General features: G+C 67.0%; 22 protein-coding genes. All 22 read right to left on the bottom strand.

The genetic code is table 11. The features are described from left to right. Window positions 1-840 (bottom strand): NADH-quinone oxidoreductase subunit M (locus tag VFA08_08170; GenBank protein ID HYZ13565.1); only part of this gene is annotated, 840 nt, incomplete at its 3' end. Window positions 841-856: 16 nt separating this feature from the next. Then, a complete protein-coding gene (gene nuoL, locus VFA08_08165; protein HYZ13564.1) occupies window positions 857-2,830 on the bottom strand; it encodes an NADH-quinone oxidoreductase subunit L in 1,974 nt (657 codons plus the stop codon). A gap of 7 nt (window positions 2,831-2,837) precedes the next feature. Continuing rightward, on the bottom strand, window positions 2,838-3,140 hold the full coding sequence (gene nuoK / locus VFA08_08160) for an NADH-quinone oxidoreductase subunit NuoK (GenBank protein ID HYZ13563.1): 303 nt from the start codon (window positions 3,138-3,140) through the stop codon (window positions 2,838-2,840). Then, window positions 3,137-3,637: an NADH-quinone oxidoreductase subunit J gene (locus VFA08_08155; GenBank protein HYZ13562.1), complete on the bottom strand. Its 501-nt coding sequence runs from the start codon at window positions 3,635-3,637 to the stop codon at window positions 3,137-3,139. Before VFA08_08155 ends, nuoK (VFA08_08160) begins: the two co-directional genes overlap by 4 nt. Window positions 3,638-3,642: 5 nt before the next feature. Then, the gene (locus VFA08_08150) at window positions 3,643-4,518 is read right to left on the bottom strand and encodes an NADH-quinone oxidoreductase subunit I (GenBank protein ID HYZ13561.1); all 876 of its coding nucleotides are present in this window, start codon (window positions 4,516-4,518) and stop codon (window positions 3,643-3,645) included. Beyond that, window positions 4,519-5,523 (bottom strand): NADH-quinone oxidoreductase subunit NuoH, encoded by a 1,005-nt coding sequence (gene nuoH, locus VFA08_08145; protein ID HYZ13560.1) that lies wholly within the window; start codon window positions 5,521-5,523, stop codon window positions 4,519-4,521. Then, entirely contained in the window at window positions 5,523-6,047 is a 525-nt protein-coding gene (locus tag VFA08_08140; GenBank protein HYZ13559.1) for an NADH-quinone oxidoreductase subunit C, read from the bottom strand. The genes nuoH (VFA08_08145) and VFA08_08140 overlap by 1 nt, the downstream gene beginning before the upstream one ends. After that, window positions 6,016-6,549 (bottom strand): NADH-quinone oxidoreductase subunit B family protein, encoded by a 534-nt coding sequence (locus VFA08_08135; GenBank protein HYZ13558.1) that lies wholly within the window; start codon window positions 6,547-6,549, stop codon window positions 6,016-6,018. Before VFA08_08135 ends, VFA08_08140 begins: the two co-directional genes overlap by 32 nt. Next, a complete protein-coding gene (locus VFA08_08130) occupies window positions 6,519-6,884 on the bottom strand; it encodes an NADH-quinone oxidoreductase subunit A (GenBank protein ID HYZ13557.1) in 366 nt (121 codons plus the stop codon). Before VFA08_08130 ends, VFA08_08135 begins: the two co-directional genes overlap by 31 nt. Before the next feature lie 80 nt (window positions 6,885-6,964). After that, window positions 6,965-7,990 carry a polyprenyl synthetase family protein gene (locus VFA08_08125; GenBank protein ID HYZ13556.1) on the bottom strand — a complete coding sequence of 342 codons (1,026 nt, stop codon included), beginning with the start codon at window positions 7,988-7,990 and terminating at the stop codon, window positions 6,965-6,967. A gap of 67 nt (window positions 7,991-8,057) precedes the next feature. Beyond that, window positions 8,058-9,506 carry an NADH-quinone oxidoreductase subunit N gene (locus VFA08_08120; protein ID HYZ13555.1) on the bottom strand — a complete coding sequence of 483 codons (1,449 nt, stop codon included), beginning with the start codon at window positions 9,504-9,506 and terminating at the stop codon, window positions 8,058-8,060. Continuing rightward, window positions 9,503-11,065 (bottom strand): NADH-quinone oxidoreductase subunit M, encoded by a 1,563-nt coding sequence (locus tag VFA08_08115; protein ID HYZ13554.1) that lies wholly within the window; start codon window positions 11,063-11,065, stop codon window positions 9,503-9,505. Before VFA08_08115 ends, VFA08_08120 begins: the two co-directional genes overlap by 4 nt. Window positions 11,066-11,067: 2 nt before the next feature. Then, window positions 11,068-12,948 carry an NADH-quinone oxidoreductase subunit L gene (nuoL, locus tag VFA08_08110; GenBank protein ID HYZ13553.1) on the bottom strand — a complete coding sequence of 627 codons (1,881 nt, stop codon included), beginning with the start codon at window positions 12,946-12,948 and terminating at the stop codon, window positions 11,068-11,070. A gap of 2 nt (window positions 12,949-12,950) precedes the next feature. Continuing rightward, the gene (gene nuoK, locus VFA08_08105; GenBank protein ID HYZ13552.1) at window positions 12,951-13,256 is read right to left on the bottom strand and encodes an NADH-quinone oxidoreductase subunit NuoK; all 306 of its coding nucleotides are present in this window, start codon (window positions 13,254-13,256) and stop codon (window positions 12,951-12,953) included. Further along, window positions 13,253-13,840, bottom strand: coding sequence for an NADH-quinone oxidoreductase subunit J (locus VFA08_08100; GenBank protein HYZ13551.1), 588 nt, complete (start codon window positions 13,838-13,840; stop codon window positions 13,253-13,255). Before VFA08_08100 ends, nuoK (VFA08_08105) begins: the two co-directional genes overlap by 4 nt. Further along, window positions 13,841-14,296, bottom strand: coding sequence for an NADH-quinone oxidoreductase subunit NuoI (gene nuoI, locus VFA08_08095; protein HYZ13550.1), 456 nt, complete (start codon window positions 14,294-14,296; stop codon window positions 13,841-13,843). A 35-nt stretch (window positions 14,297-14,331) separates the two neighbouring features. Continuing rightward, complete coding sequence (gene nuoH / locus VFA08_08090) at window positions 14,332-15,453, bottom strand: NADH-quinone oxidoreductase subunit NuoH (protein ID HYZ13549.1); 1,122 nt, start codon at window positions 15,451-15,453, stop codon at window positions 14,332-14,334. Then, entirely contained in the window at window positions 15,453-17,879 is a 2,427-nt protein-coding gene (locus VFA08_08085; protein HYZ13548.1) for an NADH-quinone oxidoreductase subunit G, read from the bottom strand. Before VFA08_08085 ends, nuoH (VFA08_08090) begins: the two co-directional genes overlap by 1 nt. After that, window positions 17,876-19,213: an NADH-quinone oxidoreductase subunit NuoF gene (gene nuoF, locus VFA08_08080; protein ID HYZ13547.1), complete on the bottom strand. Its 1,338-nt coding sequence runs from the start codon at window positions 19,211-19,213 to the stop codon at window positions 17,876-17,878. Before nuoF ends, VFA08_08085 begins: the two co-directional genes overlap by 4 nt. Then, the gene (gene nuoE / locus VFA08_08075; protein ID HYZ13546.1) at window positions 19,210-19,773 is read right to left on the bottom strand and encodes an NADH-quinone oxidoreductase subunit NuoE; all 564 of its coding nucleotides are present in this window, start codon (window positions 19,771-19,773) and stop codon (window positions 19,210-19,212) included. Before nuoE ends, nuoF begins: the two co-directional genes overlap by 4 nt. Window positions 19,774-19,792: 19 nt before the next feature. Beyond that, window positions 19,793-20,998: an NADH dehydrogenase (quinone) subunit D gene (gene nuoD / locus VFA08_08070; GenBank protein HYZ13545.1), complete on the bottom strand. Its 1,206-nt coding sequence runs from the start codon at window positions 20,996-20,998 to the stop codon at window positions 19,793-19,795. Window positions 20,999-21,039: 41 nt separating this feature from the next. After that, the gene (locus VFA08_08065; protein HYZ13544.1) at window positions 21,040-21,486 is read right to left on the bottom strand and encodes an NADH-quinone oxidoreductase subunit C; all 447 of its coding nucleotides are present in this window, start codon (window positions 21,484-21,486) and stop codon (window positions 21,040-21,042) included. Between the last annotated feature and the right edge of the window lie 36 nt (window positions 21,487-21,522).

Genomic DNA, 21,522 nt, shown 5'->3' with positions numbered 1-21,522 from the left:
GGCCCCCTCGGGAAGGACCGGCAGCGCGATCCGGACGAAGCCGTAGGTGCCCATCTTCAGCATCACGCCGGCGAGCAGCACGGACCCGATCGTGGGGGCCTCGGTGTGCGCGTCCGGCAGCCACGTGTGGAACGGCCACATCGGCACCTTGACAGCGAACCCGAGCCCGACCGCTGCGAACACGATGAGCTGGAATCCCTGCGAGAAGCCGCCCTGTTGTGCGTATCGCTGGAGCTCCACGATGTCGAACGTGCTCGGCTCGGCGGTGAAGAACAGGGCCAGGAAGCCGAGCAGCATGAACACAGAGCCAAACAGCGTGTACAGGAAGAACTTGATCGCCGCGTACTCGCGGTTGGCGCTACCCCAGATCCCGATCAGGAAGTACATGGGGATCAGGACGAGCTCCCAGAACACGAAGAACAGGATCAGGTCGAACGCGATGAACGTTCCGGCCATTCCCGTCTCGAGAACCATCGTCAGTGCCAGGAACCCCTTCGCCCGTCCCGGGCTGGGGACGAACCGCCACGTGTACACGGCGCACAGAAACGAGATGGCGAACGTAAGCACGTACAGGGGGAGGCTGATCCCGTCGATCCCGACGTGGAATCGGGCTGAGATCGCCGGGATCCACGCAGTGTCGAGCTCGAACTGCAGCGCCGATCCCCCGCCGTAGTCGAACCCGACCAGGATCGCGATCGCCACGACGAGCGCGGCGCCGGTGAACACGATCCCCAGCGCTCGGATCGTGACCTCGTTCTCCCGCGGTACGAGCGTGATCACGAGCGCGCCGGCGAGCGGCAGCAAGGTCGCGATGGTGATCGCTGAGTTGTCCCAAGTCATCGCCCGACTTCCCCTCTCAGATCCGGGTGACCACGATGGCCAGGATCACGACGCCGGTGAACAGGAACGCCGCGTACCGCTGGACGTTGCCCGACTGGATGTAGCGGAGGATCCCTCCGGTGAACCCGGCGGTCCCGGCGGCGCCGTTGACGGCGCCGTCGATGACGCGCCGGTCGAACCACGCGACGACCAGTGAAAAGGCGCGCGCAAGCGCGGCCGCGCCGTTCACGACGCCGTCGATCACGTTTCGGTCGAACCAGTACACGGCCGACGACAGCCTGTCCCTGATCGGCAGGACGATGTAGTTCATGTACGCACGATCGATGTAGTAGCGGTTCTGGAGCGTGGTGGTGGCTGGGCCGAGCTGGAGGACCGGGTCTTCCTCACGGCGCCTCCCGTACAGGCCCCAGCCGACGGCGATCCCCGCGATGGCGACGGTGACCGCGATCGCCGCCACCAGCGGTGAGAACTCCGGGACATGCGGCTCCTCGAAGAACACCCACTGCGCGAACGGCGCGCTCAGCTGCGGCGCGCCGACGAACCCGACGACGACGGTCGCAGCAGCCAGCGCCACGAGGGGTCCCGTCATCGACACCGGCGCCTCGTGCGGATGTCCGTGCCCTCGGTACTCCCCGAAGAACGTCAACGCGACCCCCCGGGTCATGTAGAACGCCGTGAGGAACGCCGTGACGAGGAAGGTCACGAACAGGACGGGATGTCCATCCGACGCCACCGTGATCAGCTCGTCCTTGGACCAGAACCCGGCGAGCGGCGGGATCCCGGCAAGCGCGAGCGACCCGGTTAGGAACGTCCAGTACGTCGTCCGCAGGGGCGCCCGTAGGCCACCCATCTCGCTCATGTTGTTGGAGTGCACCGCGTGGATCACCGCGCCCGCGCCGAGGAACAGCAGCGCCTTGAAGAACGCATGCGTCCACAGGTGGAAGAACCCGGCGGTGACACCCTCCGGCCCCATCGACAGTCCAGCAACCATGTACGCGAGCTGGCTGATCGTCGAGTACGCCAGCACCCGTTTGATGTCGTCTTGCACGATCGCGAGCAACGCAGCGCCCAACATGGTGATCCCGGCGATGATCGCTATGAACTGCAGCACGAAGGGATCGGCATGCACGAAGACCTCGTACAGTCGCCCGACCAGATACACGCCTGCGGCGACCATGGTCGCTGCGTGGATCAGCGCCGAGACCGGCGTCGGTCCGGCCATCGCGTCGGGGAGCCACACGTGCAGGGGGAACTGCGCCGACTTGCCGATCGTGCCGCCGAACAGCAGGAGCGCCGCACCCGAAACGAGCGCGTTCGACGCACGGCCTTCGGCGATGACGTGTCCGACTTCCTCGATGTTCGCCGTCTCGAACCCCGCCGCAAACACGAGCGCGAAGATGCCGAACGTGAAGGGGACGTCGCCGATCCTCGTCGTGATGAACGCCTTGATCGCCGCGCTGGAGTTCTCGCGCTCCTCCCACCAGTGACCGATCAGCAGGTACGAGCAGACGCCCATGACCTCCCAGCCGAGAAGCAGCTGGAACAGGTTGCTCGCGATGACGACGTTGAGCATCGCCGCCGTGAACAGCGACAGGACGACGAAGAACCACGTGTACCGTTGATCGCCGTGCATGTAGCCGACGGAGTAGATGTGGACACAGAGCGAGACGGCGGTGACGACGACGAGCATGACGGCGGCAAGGCCGTCGATGAGCTGACCCGCTTCGACGTGGAACGAGCCCACCTGGAACCACTGGACCGACTTGACGAACCGTCCCCCGCCGTGCCCCACGAACTGCCACAGCGCGCCGACCGACAGCACGAACGCCGTGCCGACGGCGAGGATCCCATAGACGGCCCCCTTGCCGGGCGTTCGCTTGCCGATGAACAGCGTGAGCACGGCCGAGACCGTGGGCAGCAGGACGATGAGCCAAGCGTTCTCGACGAACCAGTTGGCCGCGGCAGGCGCGGCGGACTCCTGCCCGATCACGAGTCTCCTACCACTTGAGGAGGTTCACCTCGTCGATGTTGATCGTCTCCCGGTTGCGGTAGATCAGGATCACGATCGCCAGGCCGATGCCCACCTCCGCCGCCGCAACGGCGATCACGAACAAGGCGAACACCTGCCCCGCGAGCGAGCCCAGCGCCTGACTGAACGCCACCAGGTTGATGTTCACTGCGTTCAGCATCAGCTCGATCGACATCAGCACGAGGACCCCGTTCCGCCTGGCAAGCACGCCGTAGACGCCGATCGAGAACAGGGCCGCCGAGAAGAGCAGGACGATGGGGAGCCTGATCACGTCGAGTCGTCCCTGCGCGACAGCACGATCGCGCCGATCAGCGCGCCGAGCAGGAGGAACGACACGACCTCGAACGGCAAGACGTAGCGGCTGAAGATCGATTCGCCGACGGCAGCCGCTCCCCCGGTTCGGGGTTGGATCTTCGGGCCGTCCCACGAGAACGCGTCCTGGATCAGGAAGATCAAGCCGGCCAGGATCGCCAGGGCGACCACGATCGCGGCTCCACGACGTTGATTGTCGAGGGCCTCTCGGCCGATCGGTGCCTTGGTCAGCATCAGGCCGAACAGGAACAGGATCACGATCGCGCCGACGTAGATCAGGATCTGTACCCAGGCGACGAACTCGGCGGCCAGGAGGAGGTACGCGCCACCGGCGCTCGCGAGCGTCACGACGAGGTACAGCGCCGCGTGCACGACGTTCCGCGCCGTCACGACACGGAGAGCGGCGACCGTCCCGATGAGGGCGAGCAGGATGAACGCGTACTCATGGGCCGTCATGGCGGCTAGCCCCCTCCGGCCTTCTTGCGAGCCTCGATGATCCCCGCGCGCTTGGCCAGTCCGTCAGCAACGCGGCGGTCCTTGCCCTGCGCGAGCTGCTCGGCGAGCACGCGCTCATACGTCTCGGCGTCAGGCTGGACCTCGACGTGCGCGGCGGCAGCCGGGGCGGGCGTCGGAGCCGCGGCGGCCGGCGTCTGCTCGTGGGGCGTCGGCTGCTCGGCCGGCGGAGCGGGAGCGGCCGGGGCGGCCGCGGCAACGCCGGCCGGTTGGTCCGTGGTCGGGGCCGCGCCCGATGGTGCCGGAGGCTCGGCAACGGCCGCGGGGGTGGGAGCGGTCGGTGATGCGGCCGCGGTGGACGGCGAGGCAACCTCTTGAGCGGGCTCGGCGCCCTCCTCGAGCTCGGGCGGCGGCAGGACCGTGTACGTCCACTCCTCGAGCTTCTCCTTCTCGTGGACCAGCTCGACGATGTCGTACTCGGAGTACTCGAACTCCGGGCTCCAGAACAGCGCGTCGAACGGGCACACCTCGACGCAGATCCCGCAGTACATGCACAGCGCGTAGTCGATCGCGAACCGGTCGAGCACCTTGACCGACCGCGCCTTGCCGCCCGACGCCGGATCGTGCGTCTCCTTGTGGGTCTCGATGTAGATGCACCAGTCGGGGCACTCCCGTGAGCACTTCCAGCAAACGGTGCAGTTCGCTTCCTTGAGCGCGATCACCCCGCGCGTGCGAGGAGGAAGGTCGGGCTTTTCCTCCGGGTACTGTTGCGTGATCGAAGGCCGGAGCGCGTGCTTGAGCGTGACGCCCAGGCCCTTGACCAGGCCGAGGCCGGTTCCGCGAACCTCAGGCGACGTTCGGGCGTCGTCTTCGTCGATCGACATCTAGAACGCCACCTTCAAGATCCCCACCACCAAGACCTGGAGCAACGCCAACGGGATCAGCGTGAGCCACGAGAGGCGCTGGAGCTGGTCCTCGCGCATCCGCGGGTACGTCGCGCGCAGCCATATGATGAAGAACGAAAGTGCCCCGATCTTTGCCGCCATCCACAGCGGCTCCGGGATCGCCTCGAGGAACGGCGCCGGCTGGTATCCGCCGAGGTACAACACGGACGCGACGGCCGACAGCGCCACGATGCCGCCGTACTCCGCGAGCAGGAAGAACGCGAACTTCAGCCCGGTGTACTCGGTCAGTGCGCCGAAGATGATCTCCGAGTCGGCCACCGGCATGTCGAACGGCGGACGTGTGAGCTCGGCGAGCGCCGCGACGACGAAGATGCCGAACCCGATCGGCTGCGAGATGACGAACCAGTACTGCTGCTGCGCCTCGACGATCCCTACCATCGAGAGCGTGGCCGCCTGCATAACGACAGCGGCTGCGGCGAGGACGAGCGGCAGCTCGTACGCGATCAGCTGGGCGGCGGCGCGAAGCGCGCCGATCAGCGAGAACTTGTTCGCCGAGGCCCACCCGGCCATCAACGTTCCGATCACGCTCACCGACGTGACGGCGAGAACGAAGAAGATGCCGACGTCGAGGTTCAGGATGAAGATCTCGTCGGAGAACGGGATCACGACGAACAGCGCGATGTACGGCACGAGCACGACGCCGGGGGCGAGCGAGAACACCCAACGGTCAGCAGCCGCGGGGATGACGTCCTCCTTCTGGATGAACTTCACTCCGTCGGCGAGCAGCTGTGCCCAGCCGTGGAACATGCCCGCGTACATCGGCCCAAGCCTGGCCTGCATGTGCGCGAGGACCTTGTGCTCCAAGTAGCCGACGCCGAGCGGTGCTACGAGGAAGAACACGATGACCACGGCGGTCTTGACGATGAGCACGAGCCAATAGCTGCTCAGCCATTGGTCGACGAAGCTCACGCCCGACTGCGCGATCACTCCTCCTCTTCCTCCTCCTCGCCCTCGACGGCGCCGGGCCACGGTTTCACCACGCGGGACATGAGCTCGAAGTCCTTGCGCAGCGGATGGCCCTCGAAGGCCTCGGCGAGGAGCAGGCGAACGGGCATCGGGTGGTCGTCGAACGTAACGCCGAACATCTCCATCGTCTCGCGCTCGTGCCAGTTCGCCGTCGGGTAGATGTCCGAAATGGTCGGACACACCAAACGATCCGCCGGCAGGACCACCTTCACGCGGACGTTGTGCTTGCGGCTCGTCGAGAAGACGTGCGTGACGATCTCGATCCCTGCTTCACCGCGGTCGACGCCCGCCGTGAAGTCGCAGTAGTCGCACGCCAAGTCCGGTTCGTCACGAAGGAAGCGCATGAGCTCGCGGTAGCGCTCGATCGAGACCGTGACGACCGAGTGACCGAACTGATCCTCGAACGCGAGGACGTCGTCCCCGAACTGCGCGCGAACGCGCGTCTCGACCTCAGGGGGCGGCAGCGGGAGTGCGCTTGCCACTCCACTTCTCCCTGATGTCCTCGCCGGCGATCTTCTCCTGTAGACGAATGATCCCCTCGAGCAGTGCCTCGGGCCGAGGCGGACACCCCGGCACGTAGACGTCGACCGGCAGGATCTGGTCGATCCCCTTCGTTACCGAGTACGAGTCCCAGTAAGGGCCCCCGCAGTTGGAGCAGGATCCCATCGAGATCACGTACTTGGGTTCGGGCATCTGGTCGTACAGGCGCTTGATCACCGGCGACATCTTGTCCGTCGGCGTACCGGCGATGACGAGCAGATCCGCCTGTCGGGGCCCGTGCGCGAAGGGGATCACCCCGAACCGGATGAAATCGTGCTTGGACGTCGATGCCGCGATGAACTCGATGGAGCAGCACGCGAGCCCGAAGTTGAACACCCACAGCGAGTAGCGCCGCCCCCAGTTGAGCAAGAACTTGACCGGCTGGATCTGGGCGAGCGGCGTCTTCTCGGTGATCAGGCCCACCGCAGCACCCCCTTGCGCCACGCGTAGAGGAGCCCGACGGCGAGGATGCCGATGAAGATACCCATCTCCACGACTGCCTGGTAGCCGAGCCCCTCGAAGATGCCGGCCCACGGGAACAGGAAGACGGCCTCGACGTCGAAGATCACGAACAGGAAGCCGTAGATGTAGTAGCGGACCTGCGACTGCGACCAGCCCTGGCCCACGGGATCGATACCGCACTCGTAGGTCAGAAGCTTCGTGGGGATCGGACGCCGGGGAGCAACCAGCCGCGCGGCCCCGAACGCCACCGCAACGAGGCCGATGCCGGTCACCAGGACCGCGAGGACGACCCCGTAGGACTCGTAGTAGGTCTCCACTTAGTGGGGCTCCACGCTTGTGAAGGTTTTCTCGAGCGCCGCGGATTCTAACAACCGAGCGTTCGCTCGCTTCCGCTCGCTCACTTCTTGAGCCTCCGCACCCCGGCCCTCGCGTCGCACCGCGCCGCAAGGTATTCGGCAAGCTGGTCGAGCGCGAAGCTCGCGGTGCCCTGCTGGAGCCGCCGAACCAGGGCCTGCGCCCGGTCGACCTCGGCAACCACCGCAGCTCGGGCGTGCGCGAGTCCTTCGGCCGAACGAACGATCTCGAGCGACCGCGCCAGGTCGTCGACTCCCGCGCGCCCGGACGCCAGCAGGACGCGGAGCTCGTCGCCGTCCGGAACCCGATTCAGCGCGTGCAGGACGGGCAACGTGAAGACTCCCTCGCGAAGGTCCTGACCGGGCTCCTTCTCCAGCTCACGCTCCGTGGCCGTCACGTCCATGATGTCGTCCGACAGCTGGAAGGCGAGACCGAGCGCCTCGCCGAATTCCTCGAGCACGTCAACGTCCTCAGCCGGGGCGTCGGAGAGCATCCCGCCCAGACGACAAGACGTCGCGATCAGTGCGCCCGTCTTCCGGCGGATGATCTCCATGTACGCGTCTTCGGTCTGGTCGACGCGGCCGGCGGCCTCCACCTCTCGGATCTGCCCGTCGCAGAGCGTGGCGATCGTCCGCGCGAGGAGGGCGCAGATGTCCGTGCCGAGATCTGTCGAGATCTCCGATGCCCGCGCGAACAGGTAGTCGCCGGTGAGGATCGCCACGGTGTTGTTCCACCGGACGTTCGCCGCCTGCACGCCATGACGCGCATCGGCCTCGTCGATCACGTCGTCGTGGTACAGCGTCGCCTGGTGGACGAGCTCGATCGCCGCCGAGCCGGCGATGAGCCTGGGGTCGGTCGGGTCGCCGAAGTACCCCGACAACAGCACCAACATCGGGCGGAACCGCTTGCCCCCCGCCTTCAGCAGGTACGACGAGGTGCGGGCGAGCATGTCGGAGTCGGCGCGGACGGCCTTCTCCAGCGCCGCCTCGACCTCGTCCAGGCGAGCGCGAACCGCGCGCTCGAGCTCGGCGTCGGGCGCCTCCAGACCGGGGATGATGCGGCGGCTCACCCTCCCGTCACCTGGCTTCCTTCGCTGCCCTCACGTGGGGCCGACCCTACCCGGGCGCGGGGCAGCATCACCAACGAAGCACCGCCGCCCGGTCCAGGAACCCGGCGATGAGCCCGGGGAACACGCCGAGCGCGAGAACCGCGAACGCCGGAACGGTCACCGCCAGCCGAGGCAGAACCGTCTCGTCCGTCTCGGCCACGCCCTCGGGTTCCTGCATGTACATGAGCACGATCACTCGCAGGTAGAAGAAGGCGGCCACGACGCTGGCCACGACGCCGACGAGCGCGAGCGGCCACGCCCCGACGTCGATCGCCGCGCCGAACACGTACACCTTGGCAACGAACCCCGCCGTCGGCGGGATCCCTGCGAGCGACAGCAGGAACAGCGCGAGCAGCGCGGCGAGGAGAGGGCTCCTGCGCCCGAGTCCCCGATAGGAGGCGAGCGTCGTTCGGAGCTCTCCGCGCGCCGAGACGAGCATCACGACCCCGAAGGCGCCGAGCACCGTGAACGCGTACGAAGCCAGGTAGAACAAGGCGGCGCGGATCCCCGTCTCCCCGGCGGCCACCACGCCGGTCAGCACGAACCCCGCGTGGCTGATGCTCGAGTACGCGAGCATGCGTTTGATGTCGGTCTGCGCGATCGCCAGCACGGATCCGACGACCACAGAGATCGCCGCCAGTGCCCACACCAGTGGACGCCAATCCCACGCCAGCGGCTGCAGCGCGATGTTGAACACGCGGATCAACGCGGCGAACCCGGCGACCTTCGTCGCGGCCGACATGTACGCGGTGACGGCAGTCGGAGCGCCTTGGTAGACGTCTGGCGTCCACATGTGGAACGGCACCGCCGAGACCTTGAAGGCGAATCCAACCGCCAGCAGTCCCATCCCCGCGAGCGCAAGCGCGACGCCCTCGGTCGCACCGGCCAGCGCGCGCGAGATCGACGCGAGGCTCGTCGAACCGGTCGCGCCGTACGCCATCGCCACGCCGAACAGGAAGAATGCCGACGAGAACGCCCCGAGGAGGAAGTACTTCATCGCGCCCTCGACGGAACCGAGACGAGACGACAGCCCGGTCATCACGTACAGGGCCAGCGAGAGGATCTCCAGCGCCAGGAACACCACGATCAGGTCCGCGGCGACGGCGATGAGCGTCATCCCCGACGTCGCGAGCAGCACCAGCGCGTACAACTCGGCGCGCCACTCGTTGGAGCGCTCGAAGTAATGATGGCCGTACACGAGGCCGATCGCCGCGATCACCAGTAGGAGGAGCCGTACGACGACGCCGAACCGGTCCGCGGTCACGGCGCCGGCGAGCGCCGTGGTCTCGCCCTCTCGGTTCCACAACAGGACCGACGCGACGAGCGCGCCGGCGACCCCTGCGAGCGAAAGGCCCAGAATCGCCACGTGTGCCAGGCCGCGCCAGACCACCGGAAGCAGGAGCACGACGATCGCCGATCCCACCAGGACGAGCTCGGGCCCGATCGCGACGACGTCGATCTCCGGCGTGGTGATCATCCGGGACCTGCGGTCTGGGCCACGGGGGAAGGCCGGTAGGAAGGCTGGACCTCGGCGCGGATGCCGCCCGGCAGACCGGCCTGATTCGTCTCGACCGCGCGGACCCACCTGACGACGCCACTTGCGGATGGGTCGATCCGCTCGAGCACCGGCTTGGGGTACACCCCGATCACCACCATCAGTGCGACGATCGGCACGATGGCCGCGATCTCCCGCGGCAGGACGTCACGGATCCCGCGCCACCGGTCGACCGGCGGGCCCTCGAACGTCCGCTGGTACGCCCACAGCATGTAGACAGCTCCGAGGACGACGCCCGTCACCGCGATCGCGCCGAAGAGCCGGTCCGACCCGAAGGCCCCCAGGATGACCAGGAACTCGCCGATGAAGTTGTTCAGTCCGGGCAGGCCGATCGACGAGAGCGACGCGACGAGGAACGCCGCGGCGATGCCCGGCGTGACCCGCGCCAGACCGCCCATGTCGGCGATCTCGCGGGTGTGCGTTCGCTCGTACAGGATCCCCACGACGAGGAACAGCAATCCGGTCGACAATCCGTGATTCACCATCTGGATCACGGCGCCGCTCGTTCCCTCGGACGTCAGCGTGAAGATGCCGAGGACCACGAACCCCATGTGGCTCACCGACGAGTACGCGACCAGCCGCTTCACGTCCGTCTGCATCATCGCGACGATCGCGCCGTAGACGATGCCGATCAGCGCCAGCACGGCGATCGCATCGGCGAAATACCGGGCCGCCTCGGGGAACAGGTCCAGATTGAATCGCAACATGCCGTACGGCCCCGCCTTCAACAGGAGCGCCGCCAGCACGATCGAGCCGAGCGTTGGGGCCTCCGTGTGGGCGTCGGGCAGCCAGGTGTGAAGTGGGAAGACCGGGACCTTGACGGCGAACCCGATGAAGAACGCCAGGAACAGCCACCGCTGCTCGTCGACCGATAGCGAAAGCTGCTCCAGCTGCCGGATGTCGAAGGTTCCCTGTCCGAACTGCTGCGACGCCTGGGCCCACAGGTACAGTAGACCGACCAGGATGAACGCCGAGCCGAGCATCGTGTAGAGGAAGAACTTGACGCTCGCGTACACGCGGCGAGCCGACCCCCAGATCCCGATGATCAGGAACATCGGGAACAGCAGCGCCTCGAAGAACACGAAGAACAGGAGGACGTCGAGCGCGCAGAACGCGCCGATCACCACGGTCTGCAGGGCCAGCGTCAGCGCCATGAGCTCTCGGACGCGATGGGTGACGCTCCAGGCAGACAGGACGCCGATCGGGAACATCACCGCCGACAGGACGACGAGCCAGATGCTGAATCCGTCCACGCCGACAAGGTAGGAGAGTCCCACCGAGGAAACCCATTCGACCTGCTCGACGAGCTGGTAACCCGAGGCCGACCGGTCGAACGTTGCAAGCGCGCCGACCGCGAACGCAAGGTCGGCGAGCATGACCGAGAGCGTCAGCCACTTGGCGTAGGCGTCGCTCAGCCCTCGCCACAGCATGAACGGGATGCCGATGAGCGGGAGGAAGATGATGATGGTGAGCAAGGGCATCGTTAGAACCTCAGCCCCAGGATCAGCAGCAAAACGCCGGCGCCGAGCAGGAACACGAGCGCGTACTGCCTGACGAACCCCGACTGGAGGATCGGCGCGATCCTCGACGCCCTTCCGACGTCCTCGGCCACCTCGTTCACGGTGCCGTCGACGACGCGGTCGTCGACGACGCGAACGCTGCGACCGAGGTCGGTGCCGGGGATCCGGACGAGCCACGCGTACAGCGTGTTGACGTAGAAGGCGTTCGACAGCCATCCGGCGAGCTCCGGTTGCCTTCGGGGGAAGGCTTCCCAATCCACACGACCGGAGGCCCAGATCCACCACCCGAGCGCGACCGCGCCGATCGCGATGACGCCCCCGATGACGACGAGGACGCCCTCCGGCAGGCCGAGATGCGCGGCTTCCGGAGCGCCGAGCGTCGGCTCCAGGAACCGCTCGAGGACACCGCCCTCGGCCTGGAGCCCGAGGAGCAGGCCCGCGACGACACCGCCCACGGCGAGAACCACGAGTGGCGCGTTCATCGACCACTTCGCTTCGTGGGCGCGTCCCTCGTAGCGCTTGCTCCCGAAGAACGCCAGGAACAGCGGTCGCGAGATGTACAACGCCGACAGGAACGCGGCAACGAGCGCGACCACGTACGCGGCCGTCCGGCCGGACGTGCTGGCGAAGTTCACGATGTGGTCTTTGGCGAAGAACCCCGCGAGTGGCGGGATCCCCGCGAGCGACAACGCGCCGATCGCGAACCACGTGGTGGAGATGGGCATATCGCGTCGTAGGTCGCCCAAACGCCGCAAGTCCGTCTCGTCGTGCAGCCCGTGCATGACGTTCCCGGCGGTGAGGAACAACAGGGCCTTGTAGAACGCGTGGCACACGAGCAGCAGCATCGCGCCGGTGTAGAAGCCCATCCCGGCGGCGAAGAACATAAAGCCGATCTGGCTCATCGTGGAGTACGCGAGCGCGCGCTTGATGTCGAATTGCCCGATCGAGGCGAGCGCGGCGTACACCGCCGAGATCAGCCCGATCACCAGCACGACCGGCAATGCGATGTCCGACTGCTCGAACAGGACGTGTGAGCGGACGACGAGGTAGACGCCCGCCGTCACCATCGTCGCGGCGTGGATCAGCGCCGAGACCGGGGTCGGGCCCTCCATCGCGTCGGGAAGCCACACGTGGAGTGGCAACTGCGCCGACTTCCCGACCGCGCCGGCGAGCAGGAGCAAGGAGATGGCGGTGAACGCGCCCTCAGACGCCATGCCTTGACCCGCGCGCTCACCGAGGACCTCGCCGAACTCGAGCGACCCGAAGTGCACGAAGATCAAGACGATCCCGAGCAACATCGCCGAGTCCCCGATTCGCGTCGTGATGAACGCTTTCTTCGCGGCCGAAGCCGCGGCAGGTCGGTCGCCCCAGTACCCGATCAACAGGTACGAGCACAGACCCACTCCCTCCCACCCCAGGTACAGCAGGAGGTAGTTGTCCGCCAAAACCAGCACGAGCATGAAGAAGACGAACAGGTTCAGGTAGGCGAAGAACCGGTCAGGCCGCGGGTCGTGCTCCAAGTAGCCGACGGCGTACGCGTGGATCAACGCGCCGACACCGGTGACGACGAGCACCATCGTGATCGAAAGCGGATCGACCCGGAACGCCGCACTGAGCGAGAAGCGCCCCGCGGCGAACCACTGGTACAGACGAACGACGTGGGTTCGCTCCTCGCCGGGCGACGAGAGCAGGTCGAACAGGATCAGCAGACCGAGCACGAAACCGGCTCCGACGGCGATCGTCCCGAGCGGCCCGGCCAGTCGCCCTATCTTCCGGCCGACGAACAGGTTGGCCGTGGCGCCCGCGAGCGCGACCGCGGGGATCAACCACACGAGGTCCGGCACCGTCAGCCTCGCAGCAGACTCGCGTCGTCGACGATGGCGCTGTGCTTCCGTCGGTACACGTTCAGGATGATCGCGAGGCCGACGACGACCTCGGCCGCGGCGACGACCATTGAGAAGAACGCCAGCACCTGGCCGTCGAGCTCGTTGTGCATCCGGCTGAACGCGACAAGCGCGACGTTCACCGCGTTCAGCTGCAGCTCGACCGACATGAAGATCACCAGCGCGTTCCGGCGCACCAGCACACCGACGGTGCCGATCGCGAACAGCGCAGCCGAAAGGATCAAGAAGTACGCGATCGGCGTCCTCACGCGACGGGCTCCCTCTCGCGCCGATCGACTGCGGCCGCCTGCTCTGCCCTCGTGATCGCCCGAGCTCGCCTGGACGCCAGGACCATGACGGCGATCGCGGCGATGATCAGCAGGATCGACGTCACCTCGAACGGGAAGAAGTAGGTGCGGAACAGCACTCGCGAGAGCGCCTCGGCGTTTCTGACGAGTCCGCGGTTCGCCACCTCGTCGAAGTTCTCGGGACCGCGCGTGGCGAACCCGACGCCGGCCCTGATGGCGAAGAACAGCTCGACCGCGATCCCCAGGCCGAGGACGATCGCCAGCGGCCGCTGTCCCCGGAGCTGCTCGATCAGCGTCTCCTCGCGGTCGACGCCGAGCAGCATGATCACGAACAGGAACAGCACCATGATCGCGCCCGCGTACACGATGATCTGCACGGCGAACAGGAACGGGGCGCCGAGGATCAAGAAGAAGACGGCGATCGTGAAGAAGTTCACGATGAGGAACAACGCCGCGTGAACCGCATTGCGCTGGAAGAGCATGCCGATGGCGCTGCCGATCGAGATCGGCGCGAACACCCAGAACACGACGTTGTCGAGCGGCATCTAGCCCTCTCCGGTTCCGGGCGCCGTTCCGAGGGGCAGCGGCGGCTCGAGGAGCTGCTCCTTGGTCAGGATGGCCTCCTCGCGGGAGAAGAAGCTCATCTCATAGGCGCTGGTCAGCGTGAGCGCTCGCGTGGGGCACGCCTCCACGCAGAGGCCGCACATGATGCAGCGCAGGTAGTTGATCTGGTAGTCCTTTGCGTACCGCTCGCCAGGGCTCGTCGGATTCTCGGGGTCGTTGTCCTCACCGACCACCCAGATCGCGTCGGCGGGACAGGCGTACGCACAGAGCTCGCACCCGATGCACTTCTCCAGGCCGTTCTCGTGCCGGTTCAGCAGGTGACGCCCGATGTGGCTCCGGGGGGGCGGCTGCACGATCTGGCTCGGGTACTGCTCGGTGACGTCGCGGCGGAAGACCTGCTTGAAGACGGTTCCCATACCTTTCGCGATCGCGCCGATCGCACCGCCGAAGTCGACGCCCGGCCGCCGGTCACTCACGGCTGTCGTACCTCCCGGGAAGCGGGTCGCGAGAGCAGCGGCCACACGAGTGAGAGAGCGAGAACCGCCGCCACGACGAGCGCCGCGCCGATGATGACCGCACGCCGGCTGTAGACGTCGGGCAGCACGACGACCGCACCCGTGGCCAGGATCCACACGAGCCCGAACGGGATCAGGACCTTCCACCCAAAGCTCATCAGCCGGTCGTAGCGGAACCGCGGCAGCGTCGCACGAACCCAGATATAGACGTAGATGATCAGGAACACCTTCAGCAAGAACCACAGGACCGGCCACAGCCACGGCAGGAAGTCCGGCGCCGGACCTCGCCACCCGCCGAGCCACAGCGTCGTCGCGACAGCGGCAACGGTGATGACGTTGAGGTACTCGCCGAGGAAGAACATGGCGAACTTGATGCCGGAGTACTCGGTGTGGTACCCGGCGACGAGCTCGGACTCGGCCTCAGGAAGGTCGAACGGCGGACGGTTGGTTTCGGCCAGCCCTGCGATCAGGTAGATCACGAACGAAGGGAACTGCGGCACGATGTTCCATACCGTGTCCTGGCCGGCGACGATCTCCGACATCCGCAGCGAACCCGAATACATGAGGACGGCGACCAGCGCGAGCGCCAACCCCACCTCGTAGCTGATCATCTGCGCGGTGCTTCGGATGCTGCCGAGGAGCGGGTAGTTCGAGCCGCTGGACCAGCCCGCGAGGACGATCGAGTAGACCATCAGCGACCCCATGGCCAGGATCCACAGGACGCCGATGCTGAGGTCGGCGATCTGGAACGGAACGTGTCGGCCGAACAGTTCGACACCGGGTCCGAACGGGATCACAGCAAAGGACAGGAACGCCGGAAGCAAGGAGATGACCGGCGCGATCGCGTAGACGGGTCGGTCCACGAGCGTCGGTGTGATCCCTTCCTTGAAGAAGAGCTTGATGCCGTCGGCGAGCGTCACGAGCACGCCTCGCGGCCCGGCGCGCATCGGCCCGACGCGCGTCTGCATGTCGGCGATGACCTTGCGCTCGATCCAGATCAGGACCAGCACGCTGAGGAGCAGCGCGAAGAAGACGACGACGACGCGGACGACGAGCAGTACCCAGTCGAGCCAGTCCATCATGCCTCCACGGGGGTCCGCACAGCGTTTGCCCCCTCCGCGACCTGCACCGGCTCGACCGTGGCCGGTTCGATGAAACCGGCCCCGAGCAACCGGTTCGCGGCGAACCCCGGCTGGTTGAACGGAACGAACACGGCGCCCTTCGCGACGTCCCCCGTCACGCGCAGCGGAAGCTCTGACTCCGCGGTCTCCGTTCGAACCCGCACCCGATCGCCGTGGTGCAGCGCATGCTTCTCGGCGTCCTCCGGATGCATCTCGACGAAGACTTCCTCCTCCAGTGCGGCCTTGAGTTCGTCGGCGCCCTCGACCATCCGGCCCTCGTCCACGAGCAGCGGATAGGTGAATGCGGTGAGCTCGCCGGCGAGCTGGGGCCGGCCCGTTCCGGTCCACGCGGTCGAGCGCACGGGAACCGCGCGCGGTGCGAGGAGCGGAGCAGCCTCCTCGCGGAGCGCGTCGATCGTCTCGAACCCGAGGCTGCAACCCATGGCCTCCGCGAGCCCGACGAAGATCTGCCAGTCCGGCCTGGAGACACCGGCGGGGGCGCGGACCGGACGGAAGGACTGCGAGCGCCCCTCCCAGTCCGTCGTCCGGCCCTCCCGCTCCGGCCACGCCGTCGCCGGGAGGAACGCATCGGCGTACGGCTCCAGGTCGCCGAGCTCGAGGCCCTGGACGACCTTGTACCGGGCGTTGCGGAGCGCGCGCGTGGTCAGCGCGTCGTTCGGCAGGTCGCGGAGAGGATCGACACCGATCAGGAACAGCAGGTCGATCTCGCCATTCGCCGAGGCCTCGAGGATCTGCCTGGTCGAGCGGCCAGCCGAGGCCGATGGAAGCTGGCCCCACGCGGCTTCGACCTCGGCGCGTTCGTCGTCGACGTTCATGCGTCGCCCTCCGGGAAGCAGTGAGGGATGGACGCCGGCCCTGAGCGCGCCGCGGTCGTTCGCGCGCCGAGTCACGAACGCGAACCTCGAGCCGAAGCGGTTCGCCACCGAGAGCGCGACGTCCGCCGCGAGCGGGTGCTCCGTCAGGCGTTCGCCGGCGATCACGACGGCGTCCCCGCCCGCCGCTCGGAGTGCCGATGCCACGCGACCGGCGAACGACTCCTCGCCCTCGGCCGCTTCATGGATCTGCTCGAGCACGTATGTCTGGTGCTCGGGCCGGGCGAGCTCGTGCTCGGCGACGTCGGCCAGTCGCGTCATCCGCGGATGGATCACGAACACGCGCGCGCCGCGACGAACGGCTTTGCGGATCCGAAGATGAAGGATTGGCACCTCCTGCTCCGTGTCCACACCCGCGACGAGGATGGCCGGCGCGCGCTCAACGTCCTCGTACGTCGTCCATTGAGGGACCCCGGCGGCGACCTCTTCCGCACGTCCTCCGTTGAACGAGCGCCGATGATCCAGATCGTTCGACGCAAACACCGTGCGCGCGAGCTTCGACAACGCGTACGCGTCCTCGTCAGCCAGCCGGCCACCGGTGATGAAAGCGACGCGCGCGCCCTTCGACCACCGCGCGATCTCGCCGAACACCTCGTCGAACGATGCCGGCTCCAGACCGCGGTCGCGGATCAACGGTGTGGTGACTCTCGTGTCGAGGTCCGAATGGCGGAAGGCGTACCGGCCCTTGTCGCAGATCCAGGCGTCGTTCACCTCGACGTTGTCGCGCGCGAGCACGCGCACGATCTCGCCGCGGCGCACGTCGACCTTCACGTTGCACCCGGACGAGCAGTGCCCGCACACGGAGTCGGCGCTCGACAGATCGAACGGACGAGCGGCGAATCGATACGGGGTCGACGTCAGCGCGCCGACGGGGCAGATCTGAACCGTGTTCCCGCTGAACGGTGAGCGGAAGTCCTCACCGGCGGCGATCGAGACGCGTTCGCCCGCGGAACGCGCGAACAGCTCGATGAACCGGTCGCCGCTGATCTCGTCGCAGAATCGCGTGCAACGGGCGCACAGCACGCATCGTTCGCGGTCGAGCGCGACGAGCGGCGACAGCGCCAGCGGCTTCGCGTACACACGCTTGGGTTCGGTGTACCGGCTCTCGCCCGGGCCGAAGGCGAGCGCCTGATCCTGCAGGGGGCATTCGCCGCCGCGGTCGCAGATCGGGCAGTCGAGCGGATGGTTCAGAAGGAGGAACTCGAGGTTCGCGACTTGCGCCTCCTTCGCGACGGCCGAGGCGTTCTGCGTCTTCACCACCATGCCCGGCGCTACGTCCGTCGTGCACGACGTGAACAGCTTCCGCTGCCCCTCGATCTCGACGTAGCACTGACGGCACGCGCCGATCGGTTCGAGGAATGGGTGATCGCAGAATCGCGGGATCTCGATCCCCAGTTGCTCGGCGGCGCGGATCACGAGGGTGCCCTTGGGAACGGTGACTTCCTTGCCGTCGACGGTGAGCGTCACCAACTCCGTCGCCGGGCTGCTCATCCCAGGACCTCGCTCAGTCCGCGGTCGCCGGCCGGCGCCTCGGCCGTCTCGTCCACCACACCAGGGCCGCGGCCGGTGAAGGGGCAGCGCCGCTCGGCGATGTGCGCCTCGTACTCGTCGCGGAAGTGCTTCAGGCTGGACTGGATCGGGCTGACCGCGCCGTCCGCGAGCGCGCAGAACGCGCGGAACAGCATGTTCTGCCCCAAGTCCTCAAGGACCGGCAGGTCTTCCGGCCTGCCGTACCCTGCCTGGATCCGTTCGAGGACGCGGGCACCCCACCACGTGCCCTCCCGGCACGGCGTGCACTTGCCGCACGACTCGTGTGCGTAGAACGCGATGAGACGTCGCGTCGCCTCGACGATGCAGTCGCTCTCGTCCATCACGATGATCGCTCCCGTACCGAGCAGTGATCCGGCCGCGGCGATCGATTCGAAGTCGAGGTGTACGTCAAGGTGCTCGTCGGTGAGCATCGGCGTGGACGAACCGCCGGGCGTCCACGCCTTCAACTGCTTCCCGTCCCGCACACCGCCGGCGTGCTCTTCGAGCAGCGTTCGGAGCGCTGCTCCCATGGGCAGCTCGTAGTTGCCCGGACGCTCGACCTTGCCGGAGACGCTGAAGATCTTCGTCCCCGGCGACTTCTCGGGACCGATCTCGGCGAACCACTCGCCGCCGTTGCGAACGATGTGCGGCACGTTGCAGAGTGTCTCGACGTTGTTGATCAGCGTTGGGCAGCCGAACAGACCTTCGACGGCCGGGAACGGAGGGCGGAGTCGCGGCTGCCCGCGATAACCCTCGAGCGACGACAGAAGCGCCGTCTCCTCGCCGCAGATGTAGGCGCCGGCACCGCGGTGCTGGATGACGTTGATCTCATAGCCGGTACCGAGAACCGATTCGCCGAAGATGCCTGCCTCGTACGCCTCGGCGATCGCTTGCTGGAGGACCAGGTCGGGCCACAGGAACTCACCCCGGCAGTAGACGTAGGCGTCGTGGCTGCCGATCGCGTACGTTGCGATGGCCAGGCCTTCGAGGAACTGATGCGGCTCGCGCTCGATCAGCTCGCGGTTGCTGAACGTGCCCGGCTCGGACTCGTCGAAGTTCGCCACGGCGTACGTCGGCTTGCCGGTGTCCTGTGGGACGAACGACCACTTCACCCCCGTGGGAAACCCAGCGCCACCTCGCCCCCGGAGCCCAGACGCCTTCACGACGTCGATCAGGTCCGCTGGCGTCATGTCGAGCGCCGTGCGGAGCGCCTCGTACCCGCCGTTCGCGCGATACCCGTCGAGGGAGAAGACCTCGTCGTTCCCCCAATTCGCGGTAATGATCTTCTCCGTCATTCCTCGACCCCCGCGAGGATCCGGGAGGCGTGCTTGAAGTCCGTGGGGGCGATGCCACGCGCAGGCTCAGGCACTTCGCCGTTGCGAAGACGCTCGACGATCTCGCGCATGCGTTCCGGCGAGACCTTGTCGTGGTTCACGAAGTCGACCTGCACGACGGGGGCGGCGTCGCATGCGCCGAGGCACTCCTCCTCGTGCACGGTGAACATCCCGTCCTCCGACACGCCGCCGCCGTGGGGAGCTCCGGTGGCATCGTGGGCCGCTTCGAACACGTCCCCCGCCCCGACCAGCGCGCACGAAAGGTTCGTGCAGACGTTCACGAGGTGCGTTCCCGTCGGCCGGAGACGGAACATCGTGTAGAAGCTCGCGACGGCCTCGACCTCCGCCGTCGTCGTGCCCAGCAGCTCGGCGACGTCACGCAGCCCGTCGGGCGTCACGTGTCCCTCGACGGACTGCACCAGATACAGCAACGGGATGATCGCGGCGCGTTCGCGGCCTTTGGGGAACCGCGCCATGATCTCTGCCGCGCGCGCGCGATCCTCGGCGCCGAGAACCGCCATCAGTCGTCGAATCCGGGCGTCAACGATCGACCCCGCCCATCACCGGATCGACGCTCGATATCACCGCGATCGTGTCGGCCACCAGCCCGCCCTCGACCATCCGCGGAACGGCCTGGAGGTTGACGAAGGACGGGTCGCGGATCTTGACCCGGTACGGGTGGTTCCCGCCATCGGAGACCACGTAGTAGCCGAGCTCGCCGCGTGGCGACTCCACTGGGACGTACACCTCGCCGGCAGGGACCGAGATGCCATCGGTGACCATCTTGAAGTGATGGATGAGGGCTTCCATCGACTCCTCCATGATGTGCTTGACGTATCGCTCCGAGTTGCCGATGCCGTCCGGCCCCACCTCGAGCTGCGCCGGCCACCGCACCTTGGGGTCCTCGGTCATCACCGGACCGGGCTCCCGCAGACGCTCGATCGCCTGCTCGACGATCCCGAGCGACTGCTTCATCTCCTCGATCCGCACCTCAAAGCGCGCGTAGCAGTCGCCTGCGTCGCGGACGGGCACTTCGAATTCGTACGTCTCGTAGCCGCAGTACGGCTCGTCACGACGGACGTCCCGTGAAACGCCGCTCGCGCGAAGGATCGGTCCGGTCACCCCGAGGGCGAACGCGTCCTTCGGGGAAAGCGGGCCTACGTGGACGTTGCGTTCGAGCCAGATGGGGTTGCGCGCGAGCAGGTTCTCGTACTCATGGATGCGAGCGGGGAGCACCTCCAAGAGCTCCTCGAGCTTCTCCTCGGCACGATCGGGAAGGTCCATCAGGACGCCGCCGATGCGCACGTACGCATGGTTCATGCGAAGGCCGGTCGCCGCCTCGAACAGCTCGAGGATCGTCTCGCGCTCGCGGAAGCCGTAGAGAATCATGCTGACCGCGCCGAGATCCAACCCGGCCGTGCCGATCCACACCAGATGCGACGCGATGCGGTTCAGCTCCATGAACAGGACCCGGAGGACTTGCGCGCGTGGCGGCGCCTCGATCCCCAGGAGCCGCTCCGCGGCTAGGCAGTACGCGGTCTCGTTGAAGAACGGCGACAGGTAATCGGCGCGGGTGACGTAGGTGACACCCTGCTGCCACGTGCGGTACTCGGTGTTCTTCTCGATCCCCGTGTGCAGGTAGCCGACGATCGGCTTGCACGAGACCACGGTCTCGCCGTCCAGCTCGAGCAGGAGGCGCAGCACCCCGTGCGTCGACGGGTGCTGAGGTCCCATGTTGATGACCATCGTTTCCTGGCGGACGTCGCCGCCCTCCAGCGGGTCTGCGCTCACGTCACCCTCCGGTCGACCGGCGGCATGAACGCGCCGCGGTACGCGGTGTCGACGCCGCCGAGCTCCTCGGTCTTGCGGAGCGGATTACCGACCCAGTCGTCTGGCATGAGGATCCGGCGAAGGTCCGGATGGCCGTCGAACGTGATCCCAAACATGTCGTACGTCTCGCGCTCGTGCCAGTCCGCGGTGGGGAACATCGGCGTGACCGAGGGCACGCGGGCATCGCCCTCGGGCACGCCGACCTTCACGCGAACGCGGTGGATGTGTTCGATCGACGCCAGGTCGTACGCCATCCAGAACCGTGGCTCGTGCCCCGGCCAGTCGGTCGCGGCGACGCTCGCCATGAAGTCGAACCTCATTTCTGGGTCATCCCGGAGCTCGCGGAGCAGCTCCAGCAGCTCGGTTCGATCGACGATCACCGTGACCTCGCCCCGAGCGACCACGACGTCGGGATACCTCGCGCGTATGCGTTCGGCGAG

The sequence above is a fragment of the Actinomycetota bacterium genome (assembly GCA_035640355.1).
Lineage (GTDB): Bacteria > Actinomycetota > UBA4738 > UBA4738 > HRBIN12 > CALGFI01.
This window is presented reverse-complemented; position numbering and strand designations above follow the sequence as displayed.